The organism is Streptomyces sp. NPDC031340, from assembly GCF_055569945.1.
Map to the genome: position 1 here is coordinate 222,778 of NZ_JBVIIE010000003.1, position 20,074 is coordinate 242,851.

A 20,074-nucleotide genomic window follows, 5' to 3' on the forward strand; every position below is an offset into this window, starting at 1 on the left:
CCAGGGGAAGACGAGGCTAGCCCAGCCGCGGCGCGGATCCGGGGTTTCTCCCACTTCCGCCCCCGCGCGTCGGGCGGGATGGCTTGTTCCGGTCCCTGAGACGCGGGCCCCGTCACCGGGCGGGGGGTTGTCCTGACAATCACCCGCCGCCTACTGTCACCTGTAGGGCAAGCGCTTTCTGCATGCCATCGGTCGTCGGCACCCCGAGGAGGACCCCGCATGTCCCCACGCCCCGCTCCCCGCCGCGTCGCCGTCGTCGGCACCGGCGCGATCGTCGCGGGCAGCCATCTGCCCGCGCTGCGCGCCCATGCCGGCCGGGTGGAACTGGTCGCCGCCGTCGACGTGGACCGGGGCAGGCTCGACGCGTTCCGGGAACTCGCCGGGAAGGACGTCGCCGGATACCCGTCGACGGACGCCATGCTGGACGCCGTACGGCCCGACCTGGTCCTCATCGGCACGCCGCCCTCCCTGCACCGCGAGCAGACGGTGGCCGCGCTGAAGGCGGGTGCGTGGGTGCTGTGCGAGAAGCCGCTGTGCCTGTCGCTGGCCGAGTACGACGAGATCGCGGAGGCCGAGGAGGCGTCGGGGGCGTACGCGTCCGTGATCTTCCAGCACCGCTACGGCTCCGGGGCCGCGCACGCCCGCGAGCTGATCGCGAGCGGAGAGCTGGGCGCCCCCCTGGTGGCCCACTGCCAGACCACCTGGTACCGCGACGCCGCCTACTACGCCGTGCCGTGGCGCGGGACCTGGGCGAGCGAGGGCGGCGGGCCGACGATGGGGCACGGGATCCACCAGTACGACCTGCTGCTGGACCTGCTCGGCCCGTGGGAGGAGGTGCGCGGCATGGCGGCGCGCCTGGTCCACGACATCGAGAGCGAGGACGTCTCCACGGCCCTGGTGCGCTTCGCCAACGGCGCCGTCGCCACGGTCGTCAACAGCGCGCTGTCCCCGCAGGAGGTCAGCCGGATCCGGGTCGACTGCGCGGACGCCACCGTCGAACTCACCCACCTGTACGGGCACCGCAACGAGGACTGGGTCTACACCCCGGCGCCGCACGTCGACGCCGGGCGCGCCGCCGCCTGGCGCAGCCCCGCGGCCGACGTGCCCAGCTCGCACACCGCGCAACTGGGCGCCCTGCTGGACGCCTGGGACAGCGGCGTCCGGCCGCCCGGCAGCGGCCCCGACGCCCGTGCCACCCTGGAGTTCGCCGCCGCCCTCTACAAGTCGGCGTTCACCGGACACCCGGTGCACGCGGGCGAGATCGGCCCCGGCGACCCCTTCTACGCGGCGATGCACGGCGACCACCCGCAGTGGGCCCCGAAGGAGCGCGCATGAGCATCCGCGTCAGCCACGTCCACGGCGAGCACATCGCCGTCGCGACGGCCGCCGGCACCGAGATCCTGCGCTACGTCTACCGCCCCGACCCGGAGGCCTTCGAGGCGCGCAAGCCCTACGCCCACCCGGTGCGCACCCTCGCCGGGCGCACGGTCACCGGTTACCGCCCCAGCGACCACCGCTGGCACAAGGGCCTGCAGATGACGGCGAGTCATCTGTCCGGGCAGAACTTCTGGGGCGGCAACTCCTACGTCCGCGGCCAGGGCTACCAGGTCCTGCCAGAGCGCGTCGGCTCGATGCGGCACGACGGCTTCACCGCCCTCACCGTCGAGGACGGCCGGCTGGCGCTCACCGAGCAGCTCACCTGGCTCGCGAACGGCGGAGCGGAGTGGGCGCGCGAGGAGCGCGGGCTGACCGTGCACTCGGTGGACGAGCAGGCCGGCGCCTGGGTGCTGGACTGGTCGATCCGGCTCACCAACGCCCGCGCCGAGCCCCTGGTCTTCGGCTCCCCGACCACCGAGGGCCGCGAGATGGCCGGATACACCGGCCTGCAGTGGCGCGGCCCCCGCGACTTCACCGGCGGCACCGTCTTCGGACCCGACGGCGTCGCCGACGCCGGGACGCTGATGGGCACCCAGGGCCCGTGGCTGGCGTACACCGCCGAGCACGACGAGGTCGACGCGCACTCCACGGTCGTCTTCGCGCACGCGCCGGAGAACCTCGACGGGACGACGGCGATCCACCCGTCGCACTGGTTCGTGCGCGCCGAGCCGATCCCCTCGGTCGCGTTCTCCTGGGCGTTCTTCGAGACGTTCGAGCTGCCGCCCGGCGCGTCCTTCGGCTACCGCTACCGGGTCGTCGTCGCCGACGGCGCCTGGGACCGCGACCGCGTCGCCGCGCACCTGAAGGACCTGCCGTGGTGACCCCGACCGGCCCCGCGCTGCCGCACCCGCTGCCCGGCGCCGTCGGCCTGTCCCACCTCAGCGCCTACGACTGGCCGGCCGCCGACGGGGTGTGCGGCGGCAGCCCGCATCTGCACCTGGTGTGCGCGGAGGCGTACGTGGTCACCGGCGGGCGGGGCGCGGTGCAGACGCTGAGCCCCGACGGCTGCCGGGAGATCCCGCTCCAGCCCGGGTCCGTCGCCTGGTTCACGCCGGGCACCGTGCACCGCATGGTGCAGCGCGACGGTCTGCGCGTCACCGTCCTGATGCAGAACAGCGGGCTGCCCGAGGCCGGCGACGCCGTCTTCACCTTCCCGCCCGAGGTGCTCGCCGACCCCGAGAGGTACCGGGCCGCGGCGACGCTCCCGCCGGGCACGGGACCCGGCACGGCGGACGCCGCCCGGCGCCGCCGGGACCTCGCGGTGCGGGGCTACCTGCCGCTGCGCGAGGCCCTCGCCGCCGGCGACGACGGCCCGCTCCGGGAGTTCCACCGTGCCGCCGCCCGGCTGGTGCGCCCGCAGATCCCGGCCTGGCGCGAGCTGTGGCGGGCCGGTGCCCTGGCCGCCGCCGAACGCACCGGCGGCCAGCTCGACGCGCTGGCCGCCGGAGAGCCGGCGTACCTGGCCGGGGCGACCGCGTACGCGGCCACGCCGACCCGGCACGGCGGCTACGGCATGTGCGGCCGGCGCGACGAGTACGCGCTGCCCGGGACGACCCTGCCGTACGCCGGCGAGGACGCCCCCGACGGCCCTACGGCTTGATGCCCACCCCGGTCCACAGGCTGACCTCGGCGTCCGACGCGGCGGGCTCGCCGTCCGGGCGCCAGCGGTGGCCGACGGAGATGCCCGGGTCGAGCATTTCCAGTCCGTCGAAGAATTTGGCCACCTCCTCCCTGGAGCGGAACTGCACCGGCGTGCCGGCGCCGGTGTAGATGTCGGTCACCTTCTGCCAGGTCGCCGGGTCGAAGTCGGGCGTGCAGTGGCTCAGGGCCAGCGCGCTGCCCGACGGGAGCACCGCCAGCAGACGGCTGACGATGCCGTACGGGTCCTGCGCGTCCGTGACGAAGTGCATCAGGGCGTTGAGGGACAGCGCCACGGGCCGGGTGAGGTCCAGGACCTCGGCCAGCTCCGGCGCGTTCAGCAGCGTGTCCGGGTCGTTGACGTCCGCCTCTATGTACGTGGTCCGGCCCTGCCGCGTGCTGCGCATCAGCCGCTCGGCGTACTTCAGGACGAGGGGGTCGTTGTCGGCGTAGACGACGCGGGCCTCCGGGACCACCGACTGCGCCACCTGGTGCAGGTTCGGCTCGGTCGGGATGCCGGTGCCGATGTCCAGCCACTGGCGGATGCCGTGCTCCCGGGCGAGCACCCGGGTGGCCCGGTGCATGAAGGCCCGGTTCTCGCGCGCGCAGGTGAAGATGCCCGGGTAGGCCGCCGCGACGGTCTCCGCCGCCTTGGTGTCGACGTCGAAGTGGTCCTTCCCGCCGAGGTAGTAGTCGTACATCCGCGCGGAGTGGGGCCTGCTGGTGTCGATGTCCCGCGCGGCGTGCGAGTTGGTCATCCTGTCCCTCTCAGTGGTTTTCGTGGGGGTATCGGGGGCGTACGGAGTAAGGGGGGTAACGGCGAGATCGGACAGGTCGCGGGCCGGGGCCGGCTCCCGCTCGGGTCCGGTCGGCGGCTCAGCCGGCCGCCAGGTGGTCGGCGAGGCCCCGTTTGACGCCCGCGACGAACGCGGCGATCTCCTCGGGGGTGTAGATCAGCGCGGGACCGGCGGGATCCGTCGACTGCCGCAGCGCCACCCGGCCGTCGGCGAGCTGTTTCGTCTGCACGCACTGGCCCCCGTTCGGGCCGCTCCACGGAGACTCCCAGCCCTGTTCGCCGAGGTCCGAGGCGGGCATCCCGTTGTAGACGTCACCGTCGATGGTGGTCATGAGTACTCCTTGCGCATGCGATCCAGGAGCGCCCTGCTGTCCGCGTCCGAGGTCAGCAGGGACATGCGGTTGTGCGCCTCGAGATGAGCCACCACGTCCGAACGCTGGTCCAGGTACATCGCGCCGGAGAGGATCTCGCTGTAGACGATGTCGGGCAGCTCCGGCTCCTCGAAACGGAAGTACGTGAACGGCGCGCAGGCGCCGACGTGGGCGCCGGCCGTGAACGGCACGACGTCGATGCTGACGTGCTCCAGCTCCGAGACCTCCAGGAGCCGTTCGATCTGTTCCCGCATGACCTCGGGACCGCCGACCACCCGGTGCAGCACGGCCTCTTCCATCACCACCCACAGCGTGGGCGCGTCGGGTCTGTCCAGCAGAGCGGCGCGGCGCAGCCGCAGGTCAACGCGGCGTTCGAGGTCCTCGTCGTTGTCGTTGGGGAAACCGCCGCCGAGGACACCGCGCGCGTACGCGGGGGTCTGCAGCAGGCCGGTGACGTAGTGGGGTTCGTAGGTGCGCAGGGTCTTGGCGCCGGTCTCCAGACTGACGTACGCGCTGAACCAGGTGGGCAGCACGTCCCGGTACGTGTGCCACCAGCCGGGCTGGTTGGCCCGCTCGGCGAGGGCGACGAACTCGTCGATCTCCTGTCGGTCCGCCCCGTAGGTCTCCAGCAGCTTCTCCACGTAGAGCGGCTTGAGACCGACCTCCGCCTTCTCCAGGCGGCGGATGGTCAGGGTCTTCACCCTTAGCGCCCGCGCCGCGTCCTCCAGCGAGGCGCCCGCGGTCTGCCGCCGCTCCTGCAGCCGTCGGCCGAGGATCATGCGGAGCACGGTGGGTGCGCTGGTGCCGCTGCCCGCACCCGAACGGCCTTCGCTCACGCCCTTACCTCCTGAGGGTCCGTCACCTGGCCGAGTCTGACAGGCACTTGATGACGCCGCCAGACCGACACCGGCTGTGTGAAATTATCAGGGAGCCGGTTGCAGCCTGAACTCGGGTACGAGCATGATTACTTGTGTGATCCGTGCCGCCAGAACGCGAGCGCTTGCCTGTCAACGATCCATCGTCCCAGTGGAGTTGGCATGCGCAGCCGTTCGGCGTCCGTCCCCCGCCCCCTCGGCTGTGCTCCGCCCCCACGGAAGGCCAACACCGTGTTCCCCCAGATCACTTCGTACTCCCAGCTGTTAGACGTCCCCGATCCGGAGCGCGCGCACTGGCTCGAGCTGCCCGCGCACCGGTCCAGCGTCCGGGTCGCCCGCCGCTCCATAGGCGCGCGGCTGACCGGCTGGCGCGTGCCCGGGGAGGTGTGCGCGGACGCGGTGCTGCTGCTGTCCGAGCTGGCCACCAACGCGGTGCGGCACACGCTCAGCGCGCGGATCCTGTGCGGCATCGGGCTGGTCGCCGACGGGTGCGTGCGCCTGGAGGTGCACGACCACGACTACACGGGCCGCGACCTGCCCCGGTGCGACCCGAGCCCCGACGACGAGGGCGGGCGCGGCCTGCTGCTCGTGGAGGAACTGGCCCAGGCCTGGGGCGTGGACCGCTCGCGGCTCACCGGCGGCAACGCCGTGTGGGCGACCCTGACGGCCTGAACTCCGGGCGGGACGGCGGTGGGTTCAGTCCCGCGTGGGCGTCAGCCGGGCGAGCAGCACGGTGCGGTCATCGGCGCAGGCCGTGCTGTGCAGCAGCCGCCGGCACAGCGCCGGCAGCGGGTCCGGGCCGCCGGCGTCCGCGTCGGGGCGGCCGGCGGCGGCATCGTCGGCGGCGGCCTCGTCCAGCGTGCGGGCGAGGCGGGCGATCTCCTGGTCGATGTCGTGTTCGCGGGACTCGACCAGGCCGTCGCTGTAGAGCACGAGCAGGGCCGGTTCCGGCACCTTCAGCACGGTGGCCTCGTAGCCGCCCGTGCCCAGGCCGAGCGGCAGCCCGGCTCCGGCGAGCGACACCGGGGCGGTCCGGCCGTCCGGGCCGCGCAGCAGCGGGGGCGGGTGCCCCGCTCCGACCAGGGTGCAGGTGCCCTGCCGCGGATCCCACTCGGCGTAGATGCAGGTCGCGAAGGAGGCGTCCGGGGTGTCGCTGGCGAGCGCGTCCAGCCGCCGTACGAGGTCCACGGCGGGCATGTCCAGTCCGGCCAGGGTACGGACCGCGGTACGCAGCTGGATCATCGCGACCGCGGACTCCGGACCGTGTCCCATGGCGTCCCCGACGATCAGGCTGACCCGACCGCCCGGCCGGTTGAGCACGTCGAACCAGTCGCCGCCGATGACCGTGCCCTGCCCGGCCGGCAGGCAGCCGTGGGCGACGCGGCAGCCCTCGGCCTCCCGGACGGTGCCGGGGAGCAGACTGTTGCGGATGGCCAGCGCGGTGCGCCGCTCGCGTTCGTAGCGGCGCGCGTTGTCCAGCGCGATGGAGGCCCGCGCGGCCAGCGACTCCACCGCCGCCACCTCCGCGGTCACGAACGGTCCCCGGTCAGGCCCGCGCGTGCAGGCGATGAAGCCGATCGCGGTGTTCCGCAGCCGCAGCGGCACCACCAGGAAGGACGTCGCCTGCAGCAGCATGTCGATCCGGATGTCGCCGGGGCCGGAGGCGGCGAGCCGTTCGGCCGTGTGCGTGTCGACGGAGTCGTGCAACTGGGCCTGTCCGTCGGCGAGCGCGCGGGCGTACGGCGTCTCGCGGGGGAAGACGATCACCTCGCCGACCGGCAGCACGCCCTCCCACGCCTCCGGTGCGTCCGTGCCCACCCGCAGGGCCAGACGGCGCGCCTCTATCTGGGGCGGGTCCGCGGTGACGTACGCGCTCTCCTCGCGACGCCAGCGCTCCAGCAGGTAGACGGACGCCGCGTCGCAGAACCCCGGCGCCAGCGCGTGCACGACGTGGCTGCCGGTGATCCGCAGATCGAGTTCCGAGCCGATGGCGTCGGCCGCGGGGGAGAACGCCGAACGGCGGGGGGAGTGCAGTGCGGTGGGGGTGTCCTCGGTGCGGCTGCGCGGTTCGTTCCGCAGGGTCGTGGTGCCTTTCCGGGTGGGGGACCGGGGCGCGCGGCGATGACGATGCCAGCGCCGCGGGTCGTCGGCAACTATATGATGAGGTGTCAAGTGCCTTGTTGCGAAAGGACGTTCTGGTGACCGACAGTGGACCTCTGCCGCCGGGAGCCGATCCCGACAAGGCGAGCGTCGCCCGGATGTACGACGCCATGCTCGGCGGAGAGCACAACTTCGCCATCGACCGGGAGGCGGTGGCGGCGTTCACCGCCATCGACCCCCAGGTCCGCATGCTCGCCCGGGCCAACCGCGCCTTCCTCGGACGGGCCGTGCGTTTCCTGGTCGACAACGGGGTGCGGCAGTTCATCGACCTCGGCTCGGGCATCCCCACCCAGGGCAACGTGCACGAGGTGGCGCAGGCGGCGAGCCCCGGCGCCCGGGTGGTCTACGTCGACAAGGACCCCGTCGCGGTGGCCCACAGCGCGTCGTTGCTCGCGGAGAATCCGGACGCGGACATCGTCGACGCCGACATCCGGCGCCCGGACGAGGTCCTGTCCTCCCCGCAGTTGCACAAGCTGATCGACTTCGACCAGCCGGTCGCGGTGCTGATGGTCGCGATCCTGCACTTCATCTCGCCCGACGAGGACCCGGCCGGCATCGTCGCCGGCTTCCGGGACGCCCTGCCCGGCGGCAGCTGGCTGGCCTTGTCCCACGCCACGAACCAGGACCGCCCGGACACGGCCGCCGCGGTGGGCCGACTGTACCGGTCCAGGGCCACGTCGCCGGTGACCGCCCGCTCCCACGAGGAGATCCTCGGCCTCTTCACGGGCTTCGACCTGGTGGACCCGGGTCTGGTCCACGTCCCGGTGTGGCGCCCGGACCCGCAGGACCGCGTCCCCGACAACCCGTCGGAGTACTGGGTGTACGCGGGGGTCGGCCACAAGACCGGCTGACGGACGGCCCGGACGGCGACCCGGACGGCGGCTGCGAGGTCGGTGACGGTGGCCTGCGGCGGCCGTGGGCGGTGGCTGCGGTGACCGCCGGCCGGAGCCGGTGTCCCGGGCCCGAGCGGGGGGTGTCGGTCCGGCCGGAGGCCCCCGTCGGCGAGCGGACGGGGACGGCCGGGCCGGTCGGCGCGCGGTGGACGACCCACGTGCGACCGCGCCTCCCGCCGGGCGGCCGTCCCCCGGCGCGGGCGCCGGTCCGGCAGGGCCGGGGAAACCCCTCGCGGGTGCCGCGCGCGGTGTCCGCGCCTGACCCCGATGATCGTTCCGTGACCGCGGACGCGAGAGGGGCGGGCGGCCCGTCCTGCGGGCCGCCCGGCACCTCGCCCGCGAGGCCACCGGGCGCCCCTCGGGCAGGGCGGGCGGCCCGGAGCACCTCGAGCCGGGTTTCGGGCCGGCGAGGGTGTGGCGGATACCGGGTATCTGCGGACGTTCCCGCCGTCCCCGCCGCTTCGGCGTCCCGCCGCCTCGTCGGCGGAGGCGGGCCGCGCCCTCGGTGACGTCGGGCCCCGCCCCTCAGCTCCGGTGCCACGGAACGGCCGGGCGGGGCCGGTCCTCGGCGAGGGAGCGCATCCTCTCCCGGTAGGCGGCCGCGTCGATCCGGCCGCGCAGCCGCTCTCCCACCAGCCGCCGCTCGGCCGCCTCCGGAGCGGCGCGGTGCCGTCGTACCCGCACGGCGTGGTGACCCGCGGCCGGGCCCAGCAGACGGGCGGTGTCGTACAGCGCACCGGCGAGGATGAGCAGGCTCAGCAGAAGGGCTACGGCGATCATGACGCCGGCTCCGAGCAGCGCGGGCCGGCCCGGTCCGGGCGCCCGACGACCGGCGAGGCGGAGCGGCCGTCCTGCCGGCGCACCCCCGGACACGGTGGGCCGGAATGCGGGGCCCCGGCAGGACGTGCGGTGGCGGTTCCCGGCGTTGTCCCTGCCATGTCCTCGCCTCCCGGTCGCCGACGCCGCTTCCTTTTTCCAGTGCAGCGCGGCCGGTGCCCCGCGCGGAGGGGCCACCGGGGTGAGGCCGGGGCCGTCCGGCCCTGGCGGTCGGGCCGGCCGGCGGCTACCGAGCCGCGTGCCGGCCGACACCGGTGATCGTGACCGACACGGCGGGCTTCCCCGGCCGGAAGGAGCGGCTCGTACGGTCGTAGGTCGGCGCATGCCGCGGGCGGTGCGGCCGGAACAGAACGTGCCGTCCAGTCCGCCGCCCTGCCCGGGCCCGGACACTCTGACAACGTGCGTAGGGTTTCCGGACGTTCGACCCCGTCGGGCAGTGCGCGGCTCCAGGTCGGCAGCGAGCCTCCGTGTCGTCGGCCGCGGAGCGCGCGGGTACGCGAGCGTGGCTCTGCGGACAGCGGGAAGAAGCGCGGACGGCGTGTCACGGGGGAGCGCTCGCCGATGCGATCCACCAGCGGGGATCCGCACGCCCCACCGGCCTGTGCCGCGGTCGGGGTCGTCGCCCACGGAGCCTGCGGAAGGCCGGTTACGTGCAGATGGTGCTCACGCGCGTCTGTTCACAGGGGGCCGTGTGTCCAGCGGCCGGCGGCCATCGTGGCGTGTACCGGCATTTCGCGCAGCGTACGGGTGTCCGCCTCCAGCGGGTCCACGTCCACGATCACCAGGTCGGCCGGGTCGCCGGCGTGGGGGCGGGAACGGCCCAGTGCCGACGCCGCGAGCGCCGACCGTACCGGAAGGCATTGTTCCGGGTGCCAGGCGGGCCGTTCGTCGGCCGTGCGGCTGACGGCCGCCGCGATGCCCAGCCACGGGTCGAGGGGAGAGACGGGGGCGTCGGAGCCGAACTCCAGCCGGACGCCGGCCGCCAGCAGGTCGGCGTAGGCGAAGGCGCGCCCGGTGCGTCCGGCCCAGTGCCGGTCGGCGACGTCGCGGTCGTCCGGGGCGTGCGCGGGCTGCACGCTCGCCGTGATCCCCAGCTCCGCGAACCGCGGCACGTCCGCCGCCGTCAGCAGTTGGGCGTGCTCGATGCGGCCCCGGCAGCCGACGGCCTCGAACGCGTCGAGGGCGAGCGTGTTGGCGCGGTCGCCGATCGCGTGGACGGCGGGTTCCAGGCCGTGCGCGGCGGCCCGCCGCATCAGCCGGACCAGTTCCTCCCGCGACGTCTCCTGCACCCCGTGCGCCTCCGGTGTGCCCTCCAGCCCCGGATAGGGGTCGCGGCACAGCGCGGTGCGCGTGTTGAGGGAGCCGTCCGTGAACACCTTGAGCGGGCCGACCCGGACCATGCCGCCGGTCCCGGGCAGCACGTCGCCGGTGCGGAGCCCGCGCTCGATCACCTCCTCCGACTGCGCCGGATACACGGCGGCCCGCACCCGCACCGCGAGCGGCGCCGCCGTGGCGCGCCGGCTCCAGTCGGTGACGTTGTCGGCGAAGTGGAAGTCGACGATGCCCGTGACACCCCGCGCGGCCGCGTCCCGGCACGCCTCGGCCACCCACCGGTCGAGGACTTCGGCGGGCGCCTCGGACAGCAGGTCGAGCACCTCGAAGCACTCGTGCTCCCGCAGCAGGCCGGTCGGATGGCCGCCCCGTCCGACCCGCGCCAGGCCCGCCGAGTTCAGCCATGCGGCGTGCAGGTCCGCGCCGACCAGCGCGACCGGCCGGTCCGGGCACACCGCGTCGAGCAGCGACCGGTGCGGCGAGTCGGACCACAGCCCGTCCCGGAAGCCGTGACCTATGAGCATCTCCCCGGCGGGCAGGCCGGTCGCGTGCCGCCGCACCGCCTCGGCCACCGCCCGCGCCGAGCCCAGGCCGGACAGGTCGAGTCGGTGCCGGTTGCCGGCCCACTGGGCCATGTGCACGTGGGCGTCCCACAGACCGGGCAGGACGGTCCGCCCGCCCAGGTCGACCACCGCGTCGCCCGCGGCATCCCGCGCGGCGTCCGCGGCGACGTCCCCGCGCCCGTCCTCCGCGGCCACGGCGACGATCCTCCCGTCGGCGATCCGCACGCTGCCCAGCGGCCCGCCCGGTCCGATCCGCACGTGGGCGAGCGTCACCGCGGGCGGGTCGCCCGGTTCACCGGCCCGGAGACCGGGCATCCCGTCGAGGCTCGTCATGAGGGCTCCCGTCGTCGGCGCGACATGCCACGGCCGGGACGCGCGACATGCCGCCCCGCAACCCGGGTCATCCAGGTCATCCGGCTGTGTCCGGCTGATCCGGTTGATTCGGCTCCGAGGCTACGCGCCGCCGACCGGCCGATGACACCGCCCCCCCCGCCGCGGACGGCCGCCGGTGTCAGCCGAGGGCCCGGTCCAGATTGAAGGCCGCGCTGATGAGGGAGAGATGGGTGAACGCCTGCGGGAAGTTGCCCTGCTGCTCCCCGGTGTGGCTGATCTCCTCGGCGTACAGGCCGAGATGGTTGGCGTAGGTCAGCATCTTCTCGAAGGCGAGGCGGGCCTCGTCGATCCGTCCGGCGTGCACCATGGCCTCGACGTACCAGAACGAGCAGATGGAGAAGGTGCCCTCGTCGCCGTGCAGCCCGTCGGGGCTCGCCGTCGGGTCGTAGCGGTAGACGAGCGAGTCGGACACCAGGTCCTGGGTGAGGGCGTCGAGCGTGGACAGCCACTTGGGATCGGTCGGGGCGATGAACTTCGTCAGCGGCATCATCAGCACCGCCGCGTCCAGCACGTCGCCGTCCTCGTGCTGCACGAAGGCCTGCCGGGACTCCGACCAGCCCCGGCTCATGATCCGCCGGTAGATGGCGTCCCGGCACTGGCGCCAGCGCGGCAGGTCGGCGGGCAGGCCGCGCCGGTTGGCCATGCGGATGGCCCGCTCGATCGCCACCCAGCACATCAGCCGCGAGTACAGGAAGTTCTTCCGGCCGCCGCGGGTCTCCCAGATCCCCTCGTCGGGCTGGTCCCAGTGCTCGCACACCCAGTCCACCAGCGCGCACACGTCGTCCCACTGGTCGCTGGAGATCGGCTTGGCCCACTTGTCGTACAGGTAGATGGAGTCGATGAGCGCGCCGTAGATGTCGAGCTGCAGTTGCTCGGCGGCACCGTTGCCGACCCGCACCGGCGCCGAACCGTGATGACCCTCCAGGTGGTCCAGCTCGACCTCGGGGAGCTCGGTGCGGCCGTCGATGCCGTACATGATCTGCAGCGGGCCCGACGGCTTGCCGTCGCCGGGGCTGACGTGCCGGGTGACGAAGTCCATGAACGCCTCGGCCTCGCCGGTGAAGCCGAGCCGCAGCAGCGCGTAGACGCAGAACGCCGCGTCGCGCACCCACATGTACCGGTAGTCCCAGTTGCGCTCGCCGCCCAGTTCCTCGGGCAGGCTCGTGGTCGGCGCGGCGACCATCGCGCCGGTGGGCGCGTAGGTGAGCAGCTTCAGGGTGAGCGCGGAGCGGTGCACCATCTCCCGCCAGCGGCCCCGGTACTTGGAGGCGGACAGCCAGCGCCGCCAGTACGCCACCGTGGTGGTGAACTGCTCCTCGGCCTCGAGCCGCGCGCACCCGCGCGGCTGCACGTCCCCGCCGACCTGGTCGAGCGCGAACACCGCCGACTCGCCCTCGGCGAGCTTGAAGTCGGCCCGCGCGTCGGGGCCGTCGGCCTCCATCGGCACGGTCGCGGTCAGCGCGAGCGACAGCTCGGCGGTCTGGAACAGTGCCACCCCGCTGATCATGCGCAGGGTGTGCGGCCGGGCGCCGTACTCGAACCGCGGGGCGACCCGGACGCTGAACGGGATCGAGCCGCGCACGCACACCACGCGCCGGATCAGCCGGTGCCGGTCGGCCTCCACCTTCTCGCCGCTGATGGGCATGAAGTCCTGCACCTCGCCGACACCGTCCTCGGTGAAGAAGCGGGTGATCAGGACGTTGGTGTCGGGGAAGTAGAACTGTTTCGTCGTCGCGGGGACGGCCGCCGCCAGCTGAAAGCACCCGCCGCGCTCGGCGTCCAGGATCGAGGCGAAGACGCTCGGCGCGTCGAACGACGGACAGCAGTACCAGTCGATGGTGCCGTCGGTGCCCACCAGGGCCACGCTGCGCAGATCACCGATGAGACCGTGTTCCGTGATCGGCAGATAGCGCGGGGCGGGCCCCGGCCTCTCCTCGTCGGTCGTGCTCCCGCCCATCGCAGCCTCCCTGCCCCGACCGGATCCCCGCTCCAGCTTAGGGCGGATCGCCGCCCCGAGCGCGGGGATCGAGAAGGCCAGGGCGCCGGATCCGTGAAGGCGGGGACGCGGGGATCGCGAAGGCGAGGGCGCCGGATCCGCGGAGGCGGGGCGTGGGGAGCGCCGGGGCGCGACCGCGGGGTCCGCCGGGGCGCCGTGGGCGTCGGGTCAGACGGTGACGACCCGCACTCCGGCCTCCTCGAAGCGCCGCACCGCGTCCGGGCTCGCCGCCGTGTCCGTGACCAGGGTGTCCACCGTGTCGGCCGCGCAGATGCGGGCGAACGCGCGTCGGCCCAGCTTGCTGGAGTCGGCCGCGACCACCACGCGCTCGGCCCGTTCGCACAGCAGCCGGTTGACCGCGGCCTCCGCCTCGTCGTGCGCGGCGGCCCCGTGGGCGACGTCGAAGGCGACCACGCCGAGCACCGCCACATCCAGGGTGATCTGCCCCAGCACCCCGTCGGCGAGCGGCCCGACGAGTTCGTACGACTGCGGGCGGGCGACCCCGCCGGTCACCACGATCTTGAACTGGGGGCGCACGGCAAGCTCGTTGGCGATGTTCAGCGCGTTCGTGACGACGGTGAGCGCGGGCGAACCGGAGGCCAGATCGGCGCGCACCGCCAGGGCGCGCGCCACCTCGGTGGTGGTCGTGCCGCCGGTGAGCCCCACCGCCTCGCCGGGGGAGACCAGCGCGGCGACGGCCTCCGCGATGCGCTGCTTCTCGGAGGCGTGCCGGGCCGTCTTGTAGCGGAGCGGCAGTTCGTACGACACCCCATGCACGACCGCGCCGCCCCGGGTCCGTACGAGCATCTGCTGCTCGGCGAGCTGGTCGAAGTCGCGCCGGATCGTCGCGGCCGAGACCCCCAGGTCGGCGGCCGCCTCCTCCACGTCGAGCCGGCCGCGTTCGACGAGCAGTTCCAGCAGCGCCTTCCAGCGGGCGTCCCGCGACATCCGCACCCTCCGTCCCTCTGCCTCCCGGCGACCCTAACGCACTCGGATGGCGCGCAAGATGCTTGAAGTTGCTCGAAAAGGCTCGGTATCTTGCAAGAAAAAGCAGGGTGCGGTGACGAGGAGGGGACGCCGTGACGTACGTCGAGGACGAACTGACCAGCCAGCCCGAGTGCTGGACGCGCGCTGCCGCGGCGGCCGGACGGCACGCCGGCCTGCTTCCGGCGCCGGGGGAGCGGGTCGCGCTCACCGGATGCGGCACCTCGTACTTCATGGCGCAGGCGGCCGCGGCGCTGCGCGAGGCCGCGGGCCAGGGCGAGACGGACGCCTTCGCCGCCTCCGAGTTCCCGCACGGGCGGTCCTACGACCGCGTCGTCGCCCTCACCCGCTCCGGCACCACCACCGAGGTACTGGACCTGCTCGGCAGGCTGAAGGGGCGCACCCGGACCGTCGCCGTCACCGCCGACCCGGACACGCCCGTCATGGACGCCGCCGACGACGTCGTCGTGCTCGGCTTCGCCGACGAACGCTCCGTCGTCCAGACCCGGTTCGCGACCAGCGCACTGACTCTGCTGCGGGCCCACCTCGGCCTGCACACCGACGCCGTCGTCGCCGACGCCCGCACCGCGCTCACCGCCCCGCTGCCCGAAGGGCTCGTCGACTGCGCGCAGTTCACCTTCCTGGGCCGGGGCTGGACGGTCGGTCTGGCCAACGAGGCCGGGCTGAAGATGCGCGAGGCCGCGCTCGCCTGGACCGAGGCCTACCCGGCGATGGAGTACCGGCACGGCCCGATCAGCATCACCACCCGCTCCACCGCCACCTGGATGCTCGGCGACCCGCCCGAGGGGCTGGCCGAACAGGTCCGCGCCACCGGCGGGACATGGGTGGCGGACGGCCTCGACCCGCTCGCCGGGCTGGTCCGCGTCCAGCGCCTCGCCGTCGCCGTGGCCGCCGCCCGCGGCCTCGACCCGGACAGCCCGCGCCACCTCACCCGCTCGGTGATCCTCGAGCCCTGAGGCCGTGAGGCCGTGAGGCCGTGAGGTCGTGAGGTCGTGAGGCCGTGAAGCCGTGAAGCCGTGAGGTCGTGAGGCCCTGAGGCCGTGAAGCCGTGAAGCCGTGAGGCCGTCGAAGCCCCTCGAAGCGCCCCTGAGTTTTGGAAAGGACCGGCCGTGCCCCTCGTGACCACCGGCGAGCTCGTCGCCCGCGCCGCCGCAGCCCGCTCCGCCGTCCCCTCGTTCAACATCATCACGCTGGAACACGTCGAGGCCGTCATCGCCGGCGCGGAGTCCGCGCGGGCCCCCGTCGTCCTCCAGGTCAGCGAGAACGCCGTCAAGTTCCGCTACGGGCGGCTGCTGCCGCTCGCCCGCGCCGCCGTCGCCGCCGCCGAACGCGCCGTCGTCCCGGTCGCCCTGCACCTCGACCACGTCCGGAGCGACGGCCTGCTGCGGCAGGCGCCGGACGCCGGGTTCAGCTCGGTGATGTACGACGCCTCCCACCTGCCCTACCCGGACAACCTCGCCGCGACCAGTGCCGCAGCGAGCTGGGCGCACGCCCAAGGGCTGTGGATCGAGGCCGAGTTGGGGCAGGTCGCGGGCAAGGAGGACCGGCCGCCGCTGGACGCCCACGCTCCCGGCGCCCGCACCGACCCCGACGAGGCCCGCGCCTTCGTCGCCGGCTCCGGCGTGGACGCGCTCGCCGTCGCCGTCGGCAGCGTGCACGCGATGACCACGCGCACCGCCACCCTCGACCACGACCTGCTCAAGCGGCTGTCCGCCGCCCTGGACGTGCCCCTCGTGCTGCACGGCTCCTCCGGGCTCCCGGACGGCGAACTCGCCGCCGCCGTCGCGGGCGGCATCGCCAAGGTGAACGTCGGCACGGCCCTCAACCTCGCCATGACCGGCGCCATCCGCACGTTCCTGGCCGCGCACCCGGAGGCGGTGGACTCCCGTGCCTACCTGAGCGTGGGACGGGAGGCGATGGCCCGCACGGTGGAGCGGATCATCGGCGTGCTGGCCCGCGCCTGATCGCGGCGGTCACCGCTTCACGGCCTTCAGCACCACGAACTTCCGGTCGCCGGCGACGAGTTCGCTGTTGCCGAACAGCCGCCGCAGCTTGACGTGGTACCCCAGGTGCCGGTTGCCGACCACCCACAGCTCGCCGCCGGGCCGCAGCGCACGCCGGGCGCCGGTGAACATCCGCCGGGCGGTGGCGTCGGTCGTCGCCTGGTGCGAGTGGAACGGCGGGTTGTTGAGCACCAGGTCGACGCTGCCGTCCGGCACCCCCGCCAGCCCGTCCCCGACCCGGAACTCGGCGTGTCCCGGCAGCCCGCCGGCCTTCCACGTCGCCTCCGCCGAGGCGACGGCCTGGAACGACTCGTCCACGAACAGCACCTCGGCGGCCGGATCGGCGGCCGCCACCGCCGCCCCGACGACCCCGTTGCCGCAGCCCAGGTCCACCACCCGCCGGGCACCGCGCCCGGCCGGCAGGTGCCGCAGGAAGAAGCGGGTGCCGATGTCGAGCCGGTCGGCGCAGAACACCCCCGCGTGGTTGACGACGGTGTGCCCCGACAGCGGGCCGATCCCGTCGGGCAGGGCGTAGCTGTACGGCCACGGATTGACGGGCCGGGACAGCGCCGGGTCGGGCGTGCAGAAGATCAGGCGGGCCTTCTGCTCCGCGAGCGAGGTGCGGGTCGGGCCGAGGATCCGCTCGAACAGCCGCAGCGTCGAGGTGTGGATCTCCTTCACCATCCCGGCGCCGACCACGACCGTGCCCGCGTGCACGGCGGGCGCCAGCCGCAGCAGCTGGTCCTCCAGCAGCGCCAGGCTCTTGGGCACCCGCACCAGCAGCACGTCGACCCGCTCGGGCGGCGGGTCCTGGGTGGTCAGCAGCGCCACGGTCCCCGGTTCGGCCCCGGCCCGCGCCAGGTTCGTCCGGGTCGCCTCCTGCGACAGGAAGGAGTCGGTGATCTGCACGGGCCGGTGCGCCGCGAGGGCGGTGACCAGGGCGCCCCACCGGTCCCCGACCACCACCACGGTGCCGGACAGCGGTACCTCCTCGGCGGCCAGATGCCGGAGCAGATAGGCGTCGGCGGAGTCCCAGGCGCGCAGCCTCTCGCGCGGGTCGTGCGGGAAACGGGTCAGCGCGAGCTCGCCCCAGGGCGTGGTCATCGGGTCGTTCATCGTGCCCCAAGGCTAAGGCCTGCGGCGCGGGCCGCCCGGCGCCGCCCACGACGGGGGACGCGACGGTGCACGGACGCCGGACTGTTCCCCCGGCACCGCACCGAGGTCGCGCCCGGCGCGGTGCACATGCCGGACTGGCTGGACGCGGCGGGGCAGCGGGAGCTGCTGCGGGCGTGCCGCGCGTGGGCCCGCCCGCCGGCCGGCCTGCGCACCGTCCGCACACCCGGCGGCGGCACGATGTCCGCCCGCCAGGTCTGCCTCGGCCGGCACTGGTACCCGTACGGCTACGCCGCCACGGCCGTCGACGGCGACGGCGCCCCGGTGAAACCGTTCCCGGCCTGGCTCGGCGACCTGGCCCGCCGTGCCGTCGCGGACACGCTGGGCACCACGACACCCGCCTACGACATCGCGCTGATCAACTACTACGACGGCGACGCCCGCATGGGCATGCACCGCGACAGCGACGAGAGGTCCGACGCGCCGGTCGTCTCCCTCAGCCTGGGCGACAGTTGCGTCTTCCGCTTCGGCAACGCCGAGACCCGCACCAGGCCCTGGACGGACGTCGAACTGCGCAGCGGCGACCTGTTCGTCTTCGGCGGCCCGTCCCGGCTCGCCCATCACGGGGTGCCCCGGGTGCACCCGGGCACCGCGCCACCGGAGTTGGGGCTGACCGGGCGGCTGAACGTCACGCTCCGGGTCGGCGGCCCGTAGCCCGGCCCACCCGCGGATCATGGGAGACTCGCCCTCATGAGCGGCAAGGCGGACCCCCGGCCGGCGGGGGAAGGGACCACCTCGAGGACGCGGCTGGACCGGGGGCGCGGCGCGCTCGGCCCCGCGTTGGAGCTCGTGCACACCGGGCGGGCGCCGACCCGGGCCGTGCTCACCGCCGAACTCGGGGTGACCCGGGCGACGGCCGGCGCGGTCGCCGCCGAACTGGAGGCGCTCGGGCTGATCCGGGTGGACGCCCGGCCCGGCGCGGCGGCCGGCTCGCAGGGCAGGCCCTCGCACCGGCTGGAGATCGCCGAGGACGGGCCGGTCGCCCTCGCCGCGCAGGTGCACGCCGACGGGTTCCGGGCCGCGCTGGTCGGGCTGGGCGGCCGGATCGTCGCCACCGCGCCGGGCTGCGAGACCGTCGACGCCGACCCGGCGAAGGTGCTCGGCTCCGTCGTGGACGCCGGCGCGCGGCTGCTGCGGGAGACCGGCCTGCGCTGCGTCGGCGCCGGACTGGCCGTGCCGTCCGCGGTCGCCGAGCCGGAGGGCCTCGCCCTGAACCCGCTGCATCTCGCCTGGCCCGTGGGCGCGCCGGTGCGGCGGATCTTCGCGGAGCGGGTGCGCGAGGCCGGGATCACCGGACCGGCCCTCGCGGGCAACGACGTCAACCTCGCCGCGCTCGCCGAGCACCGGCACGGGGCGGGGCGCGGCGCGCGGGACCTGCTGTGCGTGGCCACCGGGCACCGCGGTGTGGGCGGCGCGCTGGTCCTCGACGGCCGCCTGCACACCGGGAGTTCGGGCCTGGCGCTGGAGGTCGGCCACCTCACCGTGAACCCCGAGGGCCGCCCCTGCCACTGCGGCAGCCGCGGCTGCCTCGACGTCGAGGCCGATCCGCTGGCCTTCCTCACGGCGGCCGGCCTGGAGCCCGGCCCGGAGGTGTCCCTGCTGCAGCAGGCCCGCGACCTGATCCGCGACCACTACGACACCCCGTCCGTCCGCGCGGCCGCGGAGACCCTCATCGACCGCCTCGGTCTCGGCCTGGCGGGCCTGGTCAACATCCTCAACCCCGACCGCATCATCCTCGGCGGCCTGCACCGCACCCTCCTCGACGCCGACCCCGACCGGCTGCGCGCGGTGGTCGCCGACCGCAGCCTGTGGGGCCAGAGCGGCGGTGTGCCCATCCTGGCCTGCAGCCTGGACCACAACAGCCTGGTCGGCGCCGCCGAGCTGGCGTGGCAGCCGGTCCTGGACGACCCCCTGGCCGCGCTGGCGGCCTGAGCCCGAAGGAGCCCGACGACCATGCGCATCTCCGTTTCCTCGGACATGGACGAGCCGGTGGCCCGCCTCCTGGTCGACGAGCTGCGCGAGCGCGGCCACGAGGTGGTGGCCCACGGGGCGCTGAAGGCCGGCGACGACCCGCAGTGGGCGGTGTGCTCCGCGGCCGCGGCCCGGGATGTCGCCGCCGGGACGTCGGACCAGGCGGTCGTGTGCTGCTGGACCGGCACCGGCGCGTCCATCGCCGCGAACAAGGTGCCGGGGGTGCGGGCCGCCCTGTGCGCGGACGCCGGCACGGCCGACGGCGCCCGCCGCTGGAACGACGCGAACGTGCTGGCGCTGAGCCTGCGGCTGACCTCCGGACCGCTGCTGAAGGAGATCCTCGACGCCTGGTTCGCCGCCGAGCCCAGCGAGGACCCCGAGGACCGCGCGAACGTGGCCCGCGTGAACCGCCTCGACGCCGAGCCGTCACGGTGATCAGGCGCCGCTCCGCCAGCACCGCGACGCCGCCGCGCTGATGGCCGGTGCGGCCGGTACGGGCCCGGTCCGGCCTGGTGCGGCCCGGTCCGCACCGGCCCCGGGGGGGGGGGGGGGGGGGGAGGGGGGGGGGGGGGGGGAGGGGGGGGGGAGGGGGAGACAAGAGTTCCGGAAGTCGGGAAGAAAGTGCCAGGGG

General features: G+C 74.4%; 19 protein-coding genes. 10 read left to right on the forward strand and 9 right to left on the reverse strand.

Going from position 1 to position 20,074, the window contains the following annotated elements; all coding sequences use genetic code 11:
* Positions 1 to 219: 219 nt before the first annotated feature.
* Genes ACZ5GT_RS03545 through ACZ5GT_RS03555 form a run of 3 tightly spaced genes read left to right on the forward strand, consistent with a single transcriptional unit; the run spans position 220 to position 3,037 of the window.
* Positions 220 to 1,335, forward strand: coding sequence for a Gfo/Idh/MocA family protein (locus ACZ5GT_RS03545; protein WP_469013712.1), 1,116 nt, complete (start codon positions 220 to 222; stop codon positions 1,333 to 1,335).
* Positions 1,332 to 2,258, forward strand: a complete 927-nt coding sequence (locus tag ACZ5GT_RS03550; protein ID WP_469013714.1) for a DUF6807 domain-containing protein — start codon at positions 1,332 to 1,334, stop codon at positions 2,256 to 2,258. Before ACZ5GT_RS03545 ends, ACZ5GT_RS03550 begins: the two co-directional genes overlap by 4 nt.
* Positions 2,252 to 3,037 carry a cupin gene (locus ACZ5GT_RS03555; RefSeq protein ID WP_469013715.1) on the forward strand — a complete coding sequence of 262 codons (786 nt, stop codon included), beginning with the start codon at positions 2,252 to 2,254 and terminating at the stop codon, positions 3,035 to 3,037. Before ACZ5GT_RS03550 ends, ACZ5GT_RS03555 begins: the two co-directional genes overlap by 7 nt.
* Here the strand turns inward: ACZ5GT_RS03555 and ACZ5GT_RS03560 are convergent.
* The 3 genes from ACZ5GT_RS03560 to ACZ5GT_RS03570 form a co-directional block, all read right to left on the reverse strand.
* Positions 3,027 to 3,833 carry an SAM-dependent methyltransferase gene (locus ACZ5GT_RS03560; RefSeq protein WP_469013717.1) on the reverse strand — a complete coding sequence of 269 codons (807 nt, stop codon included), beginning with the start codon at positions 3,831 to 3,833 and terminating at the stop codon, positions 3,027 to 3,029. The genes ACZ5GT_RS03555 and ACZ5GT_RS03560 overlap by 11 nt on opposite strands.
* 118 nt (positions 3,834 to 3,951) lie before the next feature.
* A complete protein-coding gene (locus tag ACZ5GT_RS03565; protein WP_469013718.1) occupies positions 3,952 to 4,203 on the reverse strand; it encodes a DUF397 domain-containing protein in 252 nt (83 codons plus the stop codon).
* Positions 4,200 to 5,078, reverse strand: a complete 879-nt coding sequence (locus tag ACZ5GT_RS03570) for a helix-turn-helix domain-containing protein (RefSeq protein WP_469013720.1) — start codon at positions 5,076 to 5,078, stop codon at positions 4,200 to 4,202. The genes ACZ5GT_RS03565 and ACZ5GT_RS03570 overlap by 4 nt, the downstream gene beginning before the upstream one ends.
* A gap of 270 nt (positions 5,079 to 5,348) precedes the next feature.
* Here ACZ5GT_RS03570 and ACZ5GT_RS03575 point away from each other — a divergent pair, with 270 nt between their 5' ends.
* Positions 5,349 to 5,789 (forward strand): ATP-binding protein, encoded by a 441-nt coding sequence (locus ACZ5GT_RS03575; protein WP_469013722.1) that lies wholly within the window; start codon positions 5,349 to 5,351, stop codon positions 5,787 to 5,789.
* Positions 5,790 to 5,813: 24 nt separating this feature from the next.
* Here the strand turns inward: ACZ5GT_RS03575 and ACZ5GT_RS03580 are convergent, their stop codons facing one another.
* Positions 5,814 to 7,274: a PP2C family protein-serine/threonine phosphatase gene (locus ACZ5GT_RS03580; RefSeq protein ID WP_469013754.1), complete on the reverse strand. Its 1,461-nt coding sequence runs from the start codon at positions 7,272 to 7,274 to the stop codon at positions 5,814 to 5,816.
* Between the two features lie 41 nt (positions 7,275 to 7,315).
* On the opposite strand from ACZ5GT_RS03580, the gene ACZ5GT_RS03585 reads away from it, so the two are divergent.
* Positions 7,316 to 8,128, forward strand: a complete 813-nt coding sequence (locus ACZ5GT_RS03585; protein WP_469013724.1) for an SAM-dependent methyltransferase — start codon at positions 7,316 to 7,318, stop codon at positions 8,126 to 8,128.
* A gap of 567 nt (positions 8,129 to 8,695) precedes the next feature.
* Here ACZ5GT_RS03585 and ACZ5GT_RS03590 read toward each other — a convergent pair.
* The 4 genes from ACZ5GT_RS03590 to ACZ5GT_RS03605 form a co-directional block, all read right to left on the reverse strand.
* A complete protein-coding gene (locus ACZ5GT_RS03590) occupies positions 8,696 to 8,950 on the reverse strand; it encodes a hypothetical protein (protein WP_469013726.1) in 255 nt (84 codons plus the stop codon).
* A 734-nt stretch (positions 8,951 to 9,684) separates the two neighbouring features.
* Positions 9,685 to 11,235: an amidohydrolase gene (locus ACZ5GT_RS03595; protein WP_469013728.1), complete on the reverse strand. Its 1,551-nt coding sequence runs from the start codon at positions 11,233 to 11,235 to the stop codon at positions 9,685 to 9,687.
* Positions 11,236 to 11,413: 178 nt separating this feature from the next.
* Complete coding sequence (locus tag ACZ5GT_RS03600) at positions 11,414 to 13,252, reverse strand: glycoside hydrolase family 15 protein (RefSeq protein WP_469013730.1); 1,839 nt, start codon at positions 13,250 to 13,252, stop codon at positions 11,414 to 11,416.
* A 207-nt stretch (positions 13,253 to 13,459) separates the two neighbouring features.
* Positions 13,460 to 14,239, reverse strand: coding sequence for a DeoR/GlpR family DNA-binding transcription regulator (locus ACZ5GT_RS03605; protein ID WP_469013732.1), 780 nt, complete (start codon positions 14,237 to 14,239; stop codon positions 13,460 to 13,462).
* Positions 14,240 to 14,370: 131 nt separating this feature from the next.
* On the opposite strand from ACZ5GT_RS03605, the gene ACZ5GT_RS03610 reads away from it, so the two are divergent.
* Both ACZ5GT_RS03610 and ACZ5GT_RS03615 read left to right on the forward strand, forming a co-directional pair.
* Positions 14,371 to 15,252 carry an SIS domain-containing protein gene (locus tag ACZ5GT_RS03610; RefSeq protein ID WP_469013735.1) on the forward strand — a complete coding sequence of 294 codons (882 nt, stop codon included), beginning with the start codon at positions 14,371 to 14,373 and terminating at the stop codon, positions 15,250 to 15,252.
* 153 nt (positions 15,253 to 15,405) lie between these two features.
* Positions 15,406 to 16,260, forward strand: a complete 855-nt coding sequence (locus tag ACZ5GT_RS03615; protein WP_469013737.1) for a class II fructose-bisphosphate aldolase — start codon at positions 15,406 to 15,408, stop codon at positions 16,258 to 16,260.
* 9 nt (positions 16,261 to 16,269) lie between these two features.
* On the opposite strand, the gene ACZ5GT_RS03620 is transcribed toward ACZ5GT_RS03615, so the two are convergent.
* Positions 16,270 to 17,403, reverse strand: coding sequence for a methyltransferase (locus ACZ5GT_RS03620; RefSeq protein ID WP_469013756.1), 1,134 nt, complete (start codon positions 17,401 to 17,403; stop codon positions 16,270 to 16,272).
* 138 nt (positions 17,404 to 17,541) lie between these two features.
* Between ACZ5GT_RS03620 and ACZ5GT_RS03625 the strand changes: the two genes are divergently transcribed.
* The 3 genes from ACZ5GT_RS03625 to ACZ5GT_RS03635 are packed head-to-tail and all read left to right on the forward strand — an operon-like array spanning position 17,542 to position 19,878.
* Positions 17,542 to 18,126 (forward strand): alpha-ketoglutarate-dependent dioxygenase AlkB family protein, encoded by a 585-nt coding sequence (locus ACZ5GT_RS03625; RefSeq protein WP_469013739.1) that lies wholly within the window; start codon positions 17,542 to 17,544, stop codon positions 18,124 to 18,126.
* A gap of 36 nt (positions 18,127 to 18,162) precedes the next feature.
* Positions 18,163 to 19,404: an ROK family protein gene (locus ACZ5GT_RS03630; RefSeq protein WP_469013741.1), complete on the forward strand. Its 1,242-nt coding sequence runs from the start codon at positions 18,163 to 18,165 to the stop codon at positions 19,402 to 19,404.
* A gap of 21 nt (positions 19,405 to 19,425) precedes the next feature.
* A complete protein-coding gene (locus tag ACZ5GT_RS03635; RefSeq protein ID WP_469013743.1) occupies positions 19,426 to 19,878 on the forward strand; it encodes an RpiB/LacA/LacB family sugar-phosphate isomerase in 453 nt (150 codons plus the stop codon).
* Positions 19,879 to 20,074 lie beyond the last annotated feature (196 nt).

Bases quoted from the DNA above. Each gene is read 5' to 3' on its own strand.
- ACZ5GT_RS03545 (WP_469013712.1), top strand. From the start codon at position 220: ATGTCCCCACGCCCCGCTCCCCGCCGCGTCGCCGTCGTCGGCACCGGC.
- ACZ5GT_RS03550 (WP_469013714.1), top strand. From the start codon at position 1,332: ATGAGCATCCGCGTCAGCCACGTCCACGGCGAGCACATCGCCGTCGCG.
- ACZ5GT_RS03560 (WP_469013717.1), bottom strand. From the start codon at position 3,833: ATGACCAACTCGCACGCCGCGCGGGACATCGACACCAGCAGGCCCCAC.
- ACZ5GT_RS03565 (WP_469013718.1), bottom strand. From the start codon at position 4,203: ATGACCACCATCGACGGTGACGTCTACAACGGGATGCCCGCCTCGGAC.
- ACZ5GT_RS03590 (WP_469013726.1), bottom strand. From the start codon at position 8,950: ATGATCGCCGTAGCCCTTCTGCTGAGCCTGCTCATCCTCGCCGGTGCG.
- ACZ5GT_RS03595 (WP_469013728.1), bottom strand. From the start codon at position 11,235: ATGACGAGCCTCGACGGGATGCCCGGTCTCCGGGCCGGTGAACCGGGC.
- ACZ5GT_RS03600 (WP_469013730.1), bottom strand. From the start codon at position 13,252: ATGGGCGGGAGCACGACCGACGAGGAGAGGCCGGGGCCCGCCCCGCGC.
- ACZ5GT_RS03605 (WP_469013732.1), bottom strand. From the start codon at position 14,239: ATGTCGCGGGACGCCCGCTGGAAGGCGCTGCTGGAACTGCTCGTCGAA.
- ACZ5GT_RS03620 (WP_469013756.1), bottom strand. From the start codon at position 17,403: ATGACCACGCCCTGGGGCGAGCTCGCGCTGACCCGTTTCCCGCACGAC.
- ACZ5GT_RS03625 (WP_469013739.1), top strand. From the start codon at position 17,542: ATGCCGGACTGGCTGGACGCGGCGGGGCAGCGGGAGCTGCTGCGGGCG.
- ACZ5GT_RS03630 (WP_469013741.1), top strand. From the start codon at position 18,163: ATGAGCGGCAAGGCGGACCCCCGGCCGGCGGGGGAAGGGACCACCTCG.
- ACZ5GT_RS03635 (WP_469013743.1), top strand. From the start codon at position 19,426: ATGCGCATCTCCGTTTCCTCGGACATGGACGAGCCGGTGGCCCGCCTC.